General features: G+C 50.0%; 9 protein-coding genes. 3 read left to right on the top strand and 6 right to left on the bottom strand.

Features of this window, described 5'->3' with window-relative positions:
* The first annotated feature begins 118 nt into the window (after positions 1-118).
* The 3 genes from DWX00_RS04420 to DWX00_RS04410 all read left to right on the top strand — a co-directional run bounded on the left by DWX00_RS04420 (position 119) and on the right by DWX00_RS04410 (position 4,809).
* On the top strand, positions 119-487 hold the full coding sequence (locus DWX00_RS04420; protein ID WP_118594715.1) for a DUF1292 domain-containing protein: 369 nt from the start codon (positions 119-121) through the stop codon (positions 485-487).
* A gap of 218 nt (positions 488-705) precedes the next feature.
* Complete coding sequence (locus DWX00_RS04415) at positions 706-1,029, top strand: helix-turn-helix domain-containing protein (protein WP_055218165.1); 324 nt, start codon at positions 706-708, stop codon at positions 1,027-1,029.
* A 189-nt stretch (positions 1,030-1,218) separates the two neighbouring features.
* Complete coding sequence (locus DWX00_RS04410; RefSeq protein ID WP_118594714.1) at positions 1,219-4,809, top strand: ABC transporter ATP-binding protein/permease; 3,591 nt, start codon at positions 1,219-1,221, stop codon at positions 4,807-4,809.
* Positions 4,810-4,903: 94 nt separating this feature from the next.
* On the opposite strand, the gene DWX00_RS04405 is transcribed toward DWX00_RS04410, so the two are convergent.
* The 6 genes from DWX00_RS04405 to DWX00_RS04380 form a co-directional block, all read right to left on the bottom strand.
* A complete protein-coding gene (locus tag DWX00_RS04405; RefSeq protein WP_118594713.1) occupies positions 4,904-6,214 on the bottom strand; it encodes a M18 family aminopeptidase in 1,311 nt (436 codons plus the stop codon).
* Positions 6,215-6,454: 240 nt separating this feature from the next.
* Positions 6,455-8,380, bottom strand: coding sequence for an ABC transporter ATP-binding protein (locus DWX00_RS04400; protein WP_022463286.1), 1,926 nt, complete (start codon positions 8,378-8,380; stop codon positions 6,455-6,457).
* A gap of 3 nt (positions 8,381-8,383) precedes the next feature.
* Positions 8,384-10,132 (bottom strand): ABC transporter ATP-binding protein, encoded by a 1,749-nt coding sequence (locus DWX00_RS04395; protein ID WP_022463287.1) that lies wholly within the window; start codon positions 10,130-10,132, stop codon positions 8,384-8,386.
* Positions 10,126-10,587: a MarR family winged helix-turn-helix transcriptional regulator gene (locus DWX00_RS04390; RefSeq protein WP_022463288.1), complete on the bottom strand. Its 462-nt coding sequence runs from the start codon at positions 10,585-10,587 to the stop codon at positions 10,126-10,128. Before DWX00_RS04390 ends, DWX00_RS04395 begins: the two co-directional genes overlap by 7 nt.
* Before the next feature lie 237 nt (positions 10,588-10,824).
* Complete coding sequence (locus DWX00_RS04385) at positions 10,825-12,612, bottom strand: cobaltochelatase CobT-related protein (RefSeq protein ID WP_118594712.1); 1,788 nt, start codon at positions 12,610-12,612, stop codon at positions 10,825-10,827.
* A gap of 11 nt (positions 12,613-12,623) precedes the next feature.
* Entirely contained in the window at positions 12,624-13,535 is a 912-nt protein-coding gene (locus DWX00_RS04380; RefSeq protein ID WP_117812862.1) for an AAA family ATPase, read from the bottom strand.
* Positions 13,536-13,702 lie beyond the last annotated feature (167 nt).

Here is a 13,702-nt window from a genome sequence, read left to right as displayed (position 1 = left end):
GTATCAGCCGCATTTTTTCTTCTTTCCCGGCACAGCCATTGTGTTTTTTTTTATTATCTGTTAGAATGGCAGACAAGAACCTGATAAGACTTGAACACGAAAAAGGAAGGTAATACAAATGAGTGAAGAATTATTCAACAGCGCATCCTGCAGCGGAGACTGCACAAGCTGCGGCAGCGACTGCCAGGATCTGGATCAGCCGACTGTTACCCTGACACTGGACGACGATACCGAAGTAAAATGTGCCGTACTGACCATTTTCCCGGCTCCGAACCAGAAAGAGTACATCGCCCTTCTGCCGCTCGATGAAAACGGCGAGAACGAAGACGGCGAAGTTTATCTGTATCGTTACTACGAAGAGAACGGCCAGCCGAACCTCGACAACATCGATTCCGATGAAGAGTACGAAATTGCAGCAGACGCATTCGACGAGATGATGGATACCGAGCAGTTCAACGAGATGGAAGAAAATTCCACCGAAGAGTAAGAAGCACAGACTTTGAAACGGTTGCAGAACCCGGCGGGAGACCCTATTTTCCTGCCGGGTTTTTCTCTCTTTTTCTCTCAAATTCCCATTATTTCTTATTTGTAAAGCTTTTCTGCATCTCTCTTTAAGATCTGTTTCTATTCTTTTACAGACGTATAATATATGTGAGTAGCAATTTTCATGCCGCTACATTACATAGGAATACGAGGTATCTTTTTATGAGAGATAAAGATGTGATACAGCACATTCAGGATTTATGCAAAGAGCGTTCCTGGACTTATTACCGTCTTGCAAAAGAGGCGGACATTCCCTATTCTACCTTAAATAATATGGTAAACCGCACCAATATTCCAACCATCCCTACCCTGCAGAAGCTCTGCGACGCTTTCGGCATCACACTTGCCGATTTCTTTCTCGACGAGCCGGATGCTCTGCAGCTTACCGAAGGACAGCAGGAAATCATTACGCTTTACAATAATCTTTCGCTGGAGAAAAAGAAAATCTTAAAGGCTTATATGAAAGGTCTTCTGATGGAAGTCTGACTTTTCCGGCATCATAAGTATCACAGATAAAGAAAGTTCCGTTTTTTGTTTTTCTGAAACAGAGGCGGAACTTTTTTTCTGTCGATAAACTTTTCTTAAATTTTTCTAAAGCCCGGGACTTTTCCCGTATTTCGTTGTAGAATAAAGGACAACTGTTCACATATTAATCACAGAAGGAGTTACCCTTTCATGCTACAGATTCAGCATATCAAAAAAGAATACCGGACCGGGACGCTGGTACAGAAAGCGCTCGACGATGTGTCCTTAAATTTGCGCGACAACGAGTTTGTCGCTATTTTAGGGCCGAGCGGTTCTGGAAAGACGACGCTTCTGAATATCATCGGCGGCCTCGACCGCTACGACAGCGGCGATCTGATCATCAACGGCATTTCCACGAAAAAGTATAAGGACCGCGACTGGGATTCCTACCGGAACCACACGATCGGCTTTGTCTTCCAGAGCTACAACCTGATCCCGCACCAGACCGTCCTTGCAAACGTAGAGCTGGCGCTTACCATTTCCGGTGTTTCCAAAGAGGTGCGGCGCAAAAAAGCAATCGCGGCACTTGATAAGGTCGGTCTTGGAAAACAGCTCCACAAGCGGCCGAGCCAGATGTCCGGCGGTCAGATGCAGCGTGTCGCCATCGCCCGCGCTCTTGTCAATGACCCGGAAATTCTGCTTGCCGATGAGCCGACCGGCGCGCTCGATTCCGACACCAGTATTCAGGTCATGGACCTGCTGCAGGAAGTTGCCAAAGAACGCCTTGTCGTCATGGTCACACACAATCCGGAGCTCGCCGAGCTTTACGCCAACCGGATCGTCACCCTGCGCGACGGTGTGATCTGCTCCGACACGAACCCGTTTGAGCCGGATTCCGAAACCCTGCTTCCTCCCAAACACAAAAACATGGGCAAATCGTCGATGTCCTTTCTGACGGCGCTCTCCTTAAGTTTTAATAACCTGCGCACCAAGAAAGCGCGGACCTTACTCACCTCGTTTGCCGGCTCGATCGGCATCATCGGCATTGCACTGATTCTGGCACTCTCCTCTGGTGTCAACGAGTATATTCAGAATATGGAAGAGGAAACTCTCTCCGAATATCCGCTTCAGATCCAGAGCACCGGCTTTGACCTCACTTCGATGATGGTCGGCTCACAGAATGCCGGCAAAGACTCAAAAGATTCCGGCAAAAAGAATGAAATCAAAGTCCAGGAAGTCGTGACCAACATGTTCTCCACCATGAACTCCAACGATCTCGCTTCCCTGAAAAAGTACCTTGACGGCGGTGCGGACGGCATTTCCGACTACACAAATGCCATCGAATATTCCTACTCCGTCACGCCGCAGATCTACCGCGAAGACGGCGATTCCATCCGCCAGGTGCACCCGGACCATTCGTTCCGCTCGCTCGGCCTTGGCGCAAGCTCCAACAGCATCATGTCATCCATGATGAGCACCAACGTCTTTTACGAGATGCCGGACACCGCTTCCCTGTACGAGAACCAGTACGACTTAAAAGCCGGACACTGGCCGGAAAACTATAACGAATGTGTGCTTGTCCTCACTTCCGACGGCGGAATGAGTGATTTTCTGCTCTACACCCTGGGGCTCCGCGATGCACTCGAGCTGGATGAGATGGTCCGCCAGTTTTTAAATGAAGAAACCGTCGAGACCCCTTCCTCCATCGGCACGTATTCCTACGATGATATCCTCGGCACCACGTTCCGTCTTGTGAACAGCGCCGACTGCTACGAATACGACAGTCAGTATCAGGTCTGGAAAGATAAAAGCGACAACGAAGACTATATGAAAAAGCTCGTTGCCAACGGCGAAAAGCTCACAATCACCGGTATTGTCCAGCCGTCCCCTGACTCTGCAGCCTCTGCCCTGACCGCCGGCATCAATTACCCGGCATCGCTGACCCGCCACGTTGTGGAGGAATCAAAGAAATCCGAGATTGTGAAACAGCAGATGGCGGACTCCTCCATCGATGTCTTTACGAATCAGGAATTCGGCACCGTGGATCAGAACAGCGGTCTTGATATGGATTCCTTTATCACTGTCGATGAGGACAAGCTGCAGAACGCTTTCCAGTTCGACGATTCCGCACTCTCCGGTGCTTTTTCCGGTGATTCCATGAACCTTGATTTTTCCAGTGCCTTTGCGGACGCCGGAAGCAGCATGGATCTCGCGGGTGCGATTGACCTCAGTCAGATCTCTCTTAATTTCGACGGACTGCCGCAGCTTGATCTTGGCCAGATTTTATCCGGACTTACTCTCAATGTCAGTGAAGACGGCATGCAGGAACTGGCTTCCAGCCTCATGGAGGGCTATCAGGGCTACGCCTCGGAGCACCCGGAGGCGGATTATTCCCATTTACAGGAGGATTTCGTCTCCTACATCAATTCCACGGAAGCACAGGAAATCCTGCGGCGCCACATCCAGACCATCATTGCAGGCGGCGGTGTTTCCATTACACAGGAACAGATCCAGGAACTCATTCAGCGGATCTTCAAAGGGTATCAGGCATACCTGATCAAGATGGGCTACACCGATCCGGAACAGTTTGATGCTTATCTTGCGGAGTATCTGCAGACCGAAGAAGCTGTTCAGATCATCAACGACTGGATTTCCGAGGTGATGCAGAACAACGGCAATATCGAAATTACATCCGACCAGCTCACTGCGCTTGCGACGGAGCTTTCCAACGGTTATCTCGCTTATGTGAAGGAGAACGGCCTGCCGGATCCGACGGAGATGGGCCAGCACTTTATCGCCTATCTGAACACGGCGGACGGCCAGCAGCGGCTGAACAGCGGTATCACAAAAATCGTCGATCTCGACGGACTGCAGTCCCAGGTTTCTTCTGCGCTCACAAACTACATGGCAGGCGTTATGGGAAGCTACTCCGCTTCTGTCGCCTCGGTTCTGCAGACACAGATCACTTCCGCGATGGAACAGATAATGACGCAGATGGCCTCTGCAATTCAGTCCGAGATGGAGCGCGCCATGACGCAGGTCGGTAATTCTCTGCAGGATTCGATGGGCGATGCCATGAAGATTGACACCGATGCCTTTGCAAGTGCCTTCCAGATGAATATGACTGAGGATGATATGAAGGAGCTCTTCGCTTCTCTTAGTTCTTCCGGCTCTTCCACCTATGAGGGCAATCTGCAGAAACTGGGCTACGCTGATTTTGACGAACCTTCTTCGATCAGCATTTACCCGAAAAACTTTGAGAGTAAGGAACACGTTGTCTCCATCCTCGACGGTTACAATGACACGATGGAAAAAGAAGGCAAAAACGAGCAGGTAATCTCGTACACCGATATGGTCGGCACTCTGATGTCCTCCGTCACGGATATCGTCAACATCATCAGCTACGTGCTGATCGCTTTTGTCGGCATTTCCCTTGTGGTTTCCTCGATTATGATCGGCGTCATCACCTATATCAGTGTTCTGGAACGTAAGAAAGAGATCGGTATCCTGCGCGCGATCGGTGCTTCGAAACGCAATATTTCGCAGGTCTTCAATGCCGAAACCTTCATCATCGGACTCTGTGCAGGACTGATCGGCATCGGGCTCTCGCTGCTTCTGATGATTCCGGGCAACCTTCTGATCCACCATCTGGCGGATACGACGAAGGTCAGTGCTTCTCTTCCGCTCGTCCCGGCGCTTGTTCTGATTGCACTCAGCGTCGTTCTGACCCTGATCGGCGGTCTGATTCCGTCGAAGAAAGCGGCAAAAAGCGATCCGGTTACGGCACTCCGGACAGAATAATCTGATCCTTAAAACACACTTTGCAAGTACGCAAAAAGCGGCCGGCAGAGGCTTTTCAAAAGTCCCGCCGGCCGCTTTTTTCTATCTTAAACTTTTATTTTTCTTCCAGAGAAAATCCATGCTCTGTCCGCACCAGTGTCGTCTCATAGAAGGTCTTTGCGAACTGCACCAGATAAGCAGTATCTTTGGCGCCTGCCGTCTCATACGGGGAATGCATCGCAAGCTGAGCCATTCCGATATCCACGCTTGTCACCGAGACAAGAGAGTTCAGAATTGCGCCGAGCGTGCTTCCGCCCGGAATGTCGGCGTGGTTTGCGAATACCTGGCACGGTACGCCGGCCTTCTCGCAAATCATCTTTGTTACGGCTTCCGAAACAGCATCGGTCGTGTATTTCTGGTTTGCACTCTGTTTGATGACAACGCCGCCGTTCATGTAGACGCGGCTCTTCGGATCGTATTTCTCCGCATGCGCCGGATGGAACGCATGTGCATTATCGGCAGAAACCATAAAGCTTCCCGCAAGATCTCTGTGGTAAGCGATCGTGTCTTTTCCGCACGCTGCGTTGATGTGCTGCAGGGTCTCAGTCAGGAACGACGAATCTGCGCCCTGTTTGGTAAGGCTTCCGACTTCCTCGTTGTCAAAGATTGCGCAGACATTAACCTGACCTGTCGCTTTTGCGGCAAGGAATCCTTTTAAGGAACCGAATGCGCTCTGCAGATCGTCGAGGCGGCCGCTGGACAGAAATTCTTTGCTGGCGCCCCAGATAGAGCCCTCCACGCGGTTGTACAGATAAAGTTCCATCGAGAGGATGTCCTCTTTTGCCGTATCCGGCAGAAACAGCTCATAGAAATGGTCTTTTGCGGTCTCATCGCCGAGGATCGGAAGCATGTCAGTCTGTACGCTGTATTTGATTCCGTTGTTGATGTCGCGGTTCAGATGGATCGGCAGGTTCGGGATCGTCACCAGATCGCGTCCTGCATCGACCAGAACGGATTTTACGCCGTTTCCATCGCGGACCACCATACGGCCTGCTAGGGAAAGCGGACGGTCAAACCACGGAGCGCGGATCATGCCGCCGTAGCCCTCCACGTTCAGGCGGGTATAATGGCCGTCCTTCACAAACGGATCCTCTCCCTTTACTTTAAAGGTCGGGCAGTCGCTGTGGCTGGCGATGATCTGATAGCTGGAAAATACGCCCTCCGGGATCTGGAATGCAATCACCGAGGATTCATTTCTCGTCACATAATATTTTCCGCCCGGAACGAGACTCCACTCTTTCGTCTCCTCCAGTTTTGTATATCCATTTTCGTTCAGCAGATCGCCGGCTTCTTTTACCACATGAAACGGGCTTTTGCACCGCATGATAAAATCGAGCAGCTCCTGCGCTGTATTCAGGTATTCCATAGTTTTTCTCCTTTGCATATATTCAAACGCTTCTTCTATTTTATAAAATCCCGCTGTCTTTTTCAAGACCCAAAAACCTGTGGGAACTTACTGTATCACTCGCAATCATCGTTTCGAATCGGATATTCGCAATCCGCTTCGCTACTCGCACATAAAACCAGCCGCTGCTTCACAAAAAAATCCCGCACAGACAGATTTTTATTTTCTGTCGTGCGGGACTTACTTTTTCCGTTTTTTCTGCTATGCAGAAACCTGATTTCCGGTATACAACTGATAATATTTTCCTTTCTGTTCCATCAGCTGATCATGGGTACCGCGCTCAATAATTTGTCCCTGCTCAAGAACCATGATACAATCGGCGTTTCGTACGGTAGACAGACGATGTGCGATAACAAAGGTTGTTCTTCCGCTCATCAGCTTATCCATACCATCCTGAACAATGCGCTCGGTACGGGTATCAATGGAGCTTGTCGCCTCATCGAGAATCAGTACCGGCGGATCCGCAATGGCTGCACGCGCGATCGCAAGAAGCTGCCGCTGACCCTGGGACAGATTCGCACCGTCTCCGGTCAGCATTGTGTCATAGCCCTGCGGCAGACGCATAATGAATCCGTGCGCATTCGCCAGTTTTGCTGCTGCTACAACCTCATCCTCCGTCGCATCGAGCTTTCCGAAGGCAATATTTTCTCTTACCGTTCCCGTAAACAGATGTGTATCCTGCAAAACAATGCCAAGCGATCTTCTCAGATCGTCTTTTTTGATCTTTCCAATATTGATCTCATCGTAACGGATCTTACCTTTCTGAATATCATAAAAACGGTTGATCAGATTGGTAATGGTTGTTTTTCCGGCTCCGGTGGAACCGACAAACGCGATCTTCTGACCCGGCTCCGCAAACAGTGATACATCGTGCAGAACGATTTTATCCGGGTTATAGCCGAAATCAACATGTTCGAATACCACACGGCCCTGCAGCTCGCGGTAATCCACAGATCCATCTGCCTGGTGCGTATGCTTCCATGCCCATTTTCCGGTACGCTCTTTCGTCTCGGTGAGTTTTCCGTTTTCTTCCTTCGCATTGACAAGCGTTACATACCCCTCGTCCAGCTCCGGCTCTTCATCCATCAGGCGGAAAATACGTTCGGCTCCTGCAAGTGCCATAACGATTGCGTTCAACTGCTGGCTGACCTGGTTGATCGGCATGTTAAAACTCTTGTTGAAGGTCAGAAAGCTTGCCAGACCACCGAGCGTAAAGCCACCGACATTGCCAAGGGCAAGTGCACCGCCGACAATCGCACAGACAACATAGCTCATATTTCCAAGCTGTGCATTGATCGGTCCGATGACATTCGCAAACGCATTGGCATTGTAAGCACTCTCATACAGATTGTTATTAATTTCTTTGAATTTTTCGATATTCTCCTCTTCATGACAGAATACCTTGACAACCTTCTGGCCATCCATCATCTCTTCGATAAAGCCGTTGACTTTACCAAGATCCCTCTGCTGTTTTACAAAGAAATTTCCGGAAAATCCGGCCACCTTTTTTGTCACTCCCAGCATGATAGATACCATAACCAGCGTTGTAATCGTCAGCGGGATGTTCAGAATCAGCATACTGACAAAGACACTGACAATCGTGATTGCACTGTTGATGATCTGCGGGATACTCTGACTGATCATCTGGCGCAGAGTATCAATATCATTTGTATAAATCGACATAATATCGCCGTGCGCATGCGTATCAAAATATTTGATTGGCAGCTTTTCCATATTGCCGAACAGATCATTTCTCAGATTCCGCAGGGTTCCCTGGGACACATAAATCATGGTACGGTTCTGAATGAACGCAGCCACAATACCGATCCCGTAAAATCCGGCCACCCGCAAAATTGCGTGGAGCAGCGGGCCAAAATCCGGATCCGGCTGGGTCAGCATCGGCGTGATATAGCCGTCAATCAGCGTTTTCATAAACATCGTTCCCTGTACGTTTGCCAGGACGTTGACAAAAATCGCAATGACAACAGCGATGCAATGTACGGTATAATCCTTTAATGCATATTTCATAATTCTGGTAAAGATCTTCATCGGATTCTTGACCTGCGGTTTCACCCCTCTTGGAGGTCTTGCGCCCGGCCCCTTTACCTGCTGTACTCTCTCTGCCATTCCTTACTCACCTCTCTTTTCGTCAAAGTCTCCGCCGCCACCGGTCTGAGACTCATATACTTCCCGGTAAATTTCATTGGTTTTCAGTAATTCCTCATGGCTTCCAAAACCATTTACTTTTCCGTTCTCCATGACAATGATACGGTCTGCGTCCTGCACACTGGAAATACGCTGTGCAATGATCAGCTTTGTCGTTTCAGGAATCTCGGTCAGGAATGCCTTCCGGATTTTTGCATCGGTTGCGGTATCGACAGCACTTGTACTGTCATCCAGAATCAGCACCTTTGGTTTTTTCAGCAGCGCTCGTGCGATACAGAGGCGCTGTTTCTGGCCGCCGGATACGTTGGATCCGCCCTGCTCGATGTAGGTGTTGTAGCCCTCCGGCATCCGATCGATAAATTCATCAGCGCAGGCAAGACGGCAGACACGCTTGCACTCTTCTTCCGAAGCATTTTTATCACCCCAGCGAAGATTGTCGAGAATGGTACCGGAAAACAGCACATTTTTCTGTAAAACAACGGCTACTTCATTTCGCAGAGTTTCCATATCGTAGGAACGGACATCCTTTCCGCCGACTTTGATGGAGCCTTCCGTGACATCGTACAGACGGCTGATCAGGTTGACAAGACTCGTCTTCGCACTTCCGGTTCCGCCGATGATACCGATGGTCTCACCGGATTTGATCGAAAGGTTGATATCCGAAAGAACCGGCTCGCCTGCTCCCTTTTTGTAGTTGAAGTAGACGTGATCGAAGGTAATGCTTCCGTCCGGAATATCAAAGTCTGGATTCTCCGGATTGTCGAGATCGCTCTTCTCATTCAGAACCTCGGTAATACGGCGCGCACTCGCAAGGCTCATCGTGATCATAACGAATACCATCGAAAGCATCATGAGGCTCATCAAAATGTTCATGCAGTAGGTCAGAAGGCTCATCAGCTCTCCTGTTGTCAGGCTGCTTCCGACGATCATCTTCGCACCGAGCCAGCTGATCAGAAGAATACAGCTGTAAACGGTAAGCTGCATCAGCGGCGCGTTGAAGGAAAGGTTTTCCTCTGCTTTACAGAAAATTTTGTAGATGTTCTCTGCTGCTTTGTGGAACTTACTTGTTTCATGATCCTCACGCACATACGCTTTTACTACGCGGATGGCGGATACGTTTTCCTGTACGCTCGCATTCAGCTCATCGTACTTCGGAAATGCCTGATCGAAATATTTCATCGCGGAACGCATGATCAAAAACAGACACGTTCCGAGGATAAGAATGGCTACCAGATAAACGCTTGCAAGACGTGCATTGATATAAAACGACATAATCATCGCGATAATCATGCTCGACGGTGCACGCATGCACATACGAAGAATCATCTGATAGGCATTCTGCAGGTTGGTGACGTCTGTCGTCAGGCGGGTGACAAGACCTGCGGTGCTGAATTTGTCGATATTCGAAAATGAATATTCCTGAATGTTTTCAAACATGGCCTGACGCAGATTTCTTGCAAATCCGGCAGACGCTTTTGCTCCATATTTTCCGCCCATGATACCGGCAAACAGACCGATGGCTGCTGCTGCCACCATGAACGCTCCCACCACGTAGATGTGATGGAGATCGCCTTTTTCTACACCATCATCGATAATGGATGCCATCATAAGAGGAATGATCATCTCCATGATAACTTCCAGAATCATGAAAAGCGGAGTGGCAATGGAGGCTTTTTTAAACTCTTTTACCTGTGCTCCAAGTGTTTTTAACATGATGTCTCTCCTAACATATTTTTTACATTGCTTTTGAGCTGGTCGATGACACGGTAGAAGGTATCGAGATCTTCTTTTGCAATTCCTTCAATTGTCTGTTCTTCCAGAATATCGATCATATCTTTCGTCTTCTCGTGAAGCTCTCTTCCGGTATCGGTCAGCACCAGTTTCTTCAGACGTGCATCATAGGGAACGGACTCCCGTCGGATGTAGCCCTTTTTCTCCATGAGCTTTAAAATATTCGTCACGGTGGACCGACAGATCTTAAACTCCGCCTCGATATCCTTCTGGAAAATATCTTTGTCTTCGTTCCGGCACAGATACCCTAAAATCCATCCGTGCATGGCGGTCAGTTCATCGACCCCCCGCTCTCTGGCGGCTGCCATCAGGTTCCGTGACATCATATTGTCCAGCGTCCGCAGTTCGTGGCCGATTTTTCTTTTTTTACAACACACGCTGCTTTTTTCCTCCTTTCCCCTTTGCTGCCGTCCCCATCTGTTCTTTATAAAACTGTTTGAACAAGGACTGTTCTATAAGCAACTGTTCTATAGATAACTGTTTCATATTAAACAGTTCGCTATAGAACATTCTAGGAGGTTTTGTGGGAAATGTCAACCTGTTTGCGTAAAAAAATTTGAAAAAAATGCTCCGGATAAAAGTTTTCCACTTTCCGCCCGGAGCATTCCGCTCGTTTATTCTTCGATTTTTCTTCTTAAATAGCTTCCCACCATATGGGAAAAATTGCGGATGTCGCGCGCATATGCGAAATCCTTGCCGAAAATCTTCTGCTCCGCCATAAGCTCCGTCTCCTCGCCTACAAAGACCCCAAGCACCGAGACACCCTGCTGCCTGAGGCGCCGCACCTCGGTTGCCGTGTCATGCAGCGCATAGTCATCCCGGTACGGCTTTGGATTTCTCGCATTCGGCCGGTTCACCAGCACATCGTACGGCTTTCCGTCGCTTAAGAGGATCAGCAGCTTCCGGTCCTCCTGGCGTTTTAAAAGATCTATCCCCGCAGCCTTGACAGCAAGCCCGTCGCGGTTGTTTGATGATGTAATATACTCAAAAATATTGCTGTTCTTCTCCCGCGGATCGTCGTAATCGCGCATCCGGTGCAGGATCGTGTAATCCCAGAACGTACAGAAGCTCATCACGCGGAACGGGATGTGCAGGCGGCTTAAGGTCTCCGCCAGAATGTACGTCTGCAGTGTCACATTCTCCTGGCGCGGCCGCTGGGAACCGCTCGCATCCACGAGAATATCCACAACAAAATCAAGGGAATTCCGCCGCTGCTCCAGCCGGAACAGATCCGCATTCTGACTCCGTCCCACCTTCCACATCCGCGCGGGCTGTAAAATTCCGTGGTCTGCATCTGCAAACGACTGGTCCTCCTGCAGCAGCATCGCTTTTTTCAGTTCCTGGTACAGCAGCGAAATGTTCTGCCGCACCGCGCGGTGCTGGTCGTAATAGGCATGAAGATTTTTATCCTTCTGTTTCTGCGCATAGGAGAGCTGATAATACTTTCCGACCGGATTTTTCAGCACACCCTCCGTGTAATAGAGGCTGCAGTCGCTGTGGATGCCGCGGCAGAGCTGGTAATTCCGGCTTTTCTCCTCACTTTCCGAGAGCCACGTTTTTCCGTAATTGCGCTGAATGTACTGATACATCCGTGCCAGCGCTTTCTCATCGACGACAACGACCTTTTTGGTATCGCTTCCCGCTGTTTTTTCTTTCTTCTCTTCCGCCTCTTTTGATGTGAAATTTGTCATATCAAGCGAAACTCGCTCCAGATATGTCTCGAGCCCGTCCTCATACAGCTCTTCCGAAAGGAAATCCTTCCAGGAATACTCGGTGAGCTCCTCGATCGTTACCGCAAGAACCGAGGCAAGATCACCGTGCTTTTTCACAAATGCGGGATCGACGACCTTATTGTACAGCTCGTCCGTCACCCGGATCAGTTCCATTGTATCCGCTGTTTCGGATGCGTGCTTCAGCAGTTTCATCCACTCCCGCGTTTTTCCCGAGTATGAAGGGCTTTTCCCCTCGTCCTCCTCTCTTCTTCCGCGCAGATACTCCAGTTTCAGGCGGCCTGTCTCATTTTGGGATAAAGATTCAAACGAGTGGTCCAGTATTTCCTCCGCTGCTCTCCTTCGAAAGCCCTTGACACCGGGGCGCTCGCTTTCGAGCCGCTTCGATACGGCCTCCTCCGTCACCAGCTGGGCGAGCATCATCAGTTCTCCCTCCGCTGCGCCGCTGTAAACCTTCTTCACCAGATACAGGCTGTAGGCTTCCCGATCAAAGTAACACGAAAAGGCACCCTGGCGGATCGTATCGTACAGCACCGTATCCGGCTCTTTCGCATACCGCTCCACGTCCGGGTTCAGCTTCAGCGTGTAGTCGCCGCTGACAGTCCAGACGAGATTGCGGATCCGGCTTTCCAGCTCCATCTCATGCGTTTTTAATGTTTCCTCTGTCACCATACGTATTTCCTCTAAAAAACATCCTGCGGCGTCCACTCTTCCGGAATCCGCGTGCGCACGACATCCCGCACGATCTCTTTTTCAAACAGGTCAAAGCATTTATTGACAATGCCGATCTGCACCGCAAGATACGGGGACAGCCCCTGGCGCATCGTGCCGATCGCTCCGAACAGACCGCGGAGGTCGAGCGCGCGCGTGGTGATTTCCGCCTGTTTTGCCTTTTTCTGCAGATCGAGGTAAAGGCCGGCCAGCGCTTCGCGTGCCGCCGGTTTCAGATCCGGGAATTTTGACTGCATCAAATAAAACAGTGTCTCTTCTGTAAGCGGCGGCATGTCAATCACCAGAAAGCGGGACACCAGCGCTTCATTCAGCTCCCTCGTTCCCGCATAGCCGTAATTCATCGTTCCGATCATCCGCGCCGCCGGGTGAAGCGGAATTTTATCGTAGCCCGGCACATCGATGATGCGGCGGTAGTCGAGCGCGGCGTGAAGAACACTGACCGCATCGTTTTTCGCCATGTTGATCTCATCGAGAATACCAAAACCGCCTTCCTCTGCACAGCGGTAAATGCTGCCTTTCCGGAGTGTGACCTCCTGGTTCTGGAACGTATCTGTTCCGATCAGCTCGGCGCTTCCTGTGTTTACATGGAAGGAAACGTTGTACGTCGGTCTTCCGAAAACATACGCCAGTGTCTCTGCCAGCACGTTTTTTCCCGTTGCCTTCTCGCCGGTCAGCAGCAGATTTTCGCCCTGCAGCAGCGCGGCAATTGCCATCTCCAGAATCTCTTTTCCGAAAAACGGGATTTCCGGCGTGCTCATGCGGTTCTCTAAGCCCTCCGCCACCGGATAGCTCTCGCGGAATTTCCGCACACTCTCAATTAACGCCCCGCTTACGCCCTGTTCCTGTAAAAATGAATCGTTCATCTTCTATTTTTTAATCCTCTCTGTCGTTAAAATATCGCTTTGCTTCTCTATAGTATACGGGATCCGGCCGCTTTCTGCAAGGTCGGACTTTGGCTCACTGCCCGCACAAAAAGACACCGGAAAACAGGTTTTCGTCCCATTTTCCGGTGTCTTGCTTCTATTTTATC

It is taken from the genome of Blautia sp. AF17-9LB, assembly GCF_003479185.1.
GTDB classification, from domain to species: Bacteria; Bacillota; Clostridia; order Lachnospirales; family Lachnospiraceae; genus Fusicatenibacter; species Fusicatenibacter saccharivorans.
Note: the sequence above shows the minus strand (reverse complement) of the source record. Positions and strands in the feature narration are given on the sequence as shown.

Excerpts from the sequence above, each read along its gene's own strand:
- DWX00_RS04420 (WP_118594715.1), top strand. The coding sequence starts at position 119 with ATGAGTGAAGAATTATTCAACAGCGCATCCTGCAGCGGAGACTGCACA.
- DWX00_RS04415 (WP_055218165.1), top strand. The coding sequence starts at position 706 with ATGAGAGATAAAGATGTGATACAGCACATTCAGGATTTATGCAAAGAG.
- DWX00_RS04410 (WP_118594714.1), top strand. The coding sequence starts at position 1,219 with ATGCTACAGATTCAGCATATCAAAAAAGAATACCGGACCGGGACGCTG.
- DWX00_RS04405 (WP_118594713.1), bottom strand. The coding sequence starts at position 6,214 with ATGGAATACCTGAATACAGCGCAGGAGCTGCTCGATTTTATCATGCGG.
- DWX00_RS04400 (WP_022463286.1), bottom strand. The coding sequence starts at position 8,380 with ATGGCAGAGAGAGTACAGCAGGTAAAGGGGCCGGGCGCAAGACCTCCA.
- DWX00_RS04395 (WP_022463287.1), bottom strand. The coding sequence starts at position 10,132 with ATGTTAAAAACACTTGGAGCACAGGTAAAAGAGTTTAAAAAAGCCTCC.
- DWX00_RS04385 (WP_118594712.1), bottom strand. The coding sequence starts at position 12,612 with ATGGTGACAGAGGAAACATTAAAAACGCATGAGATGGAGCTGGAAAGC.
- DWX00_RS04380 (WP_117812862.1), bottom strand. The coding sequence starts at position 13,535 with ATGAACGATTCATTTTTACAGGAACAGGGCGTAAGCGGGGCGTTAATT.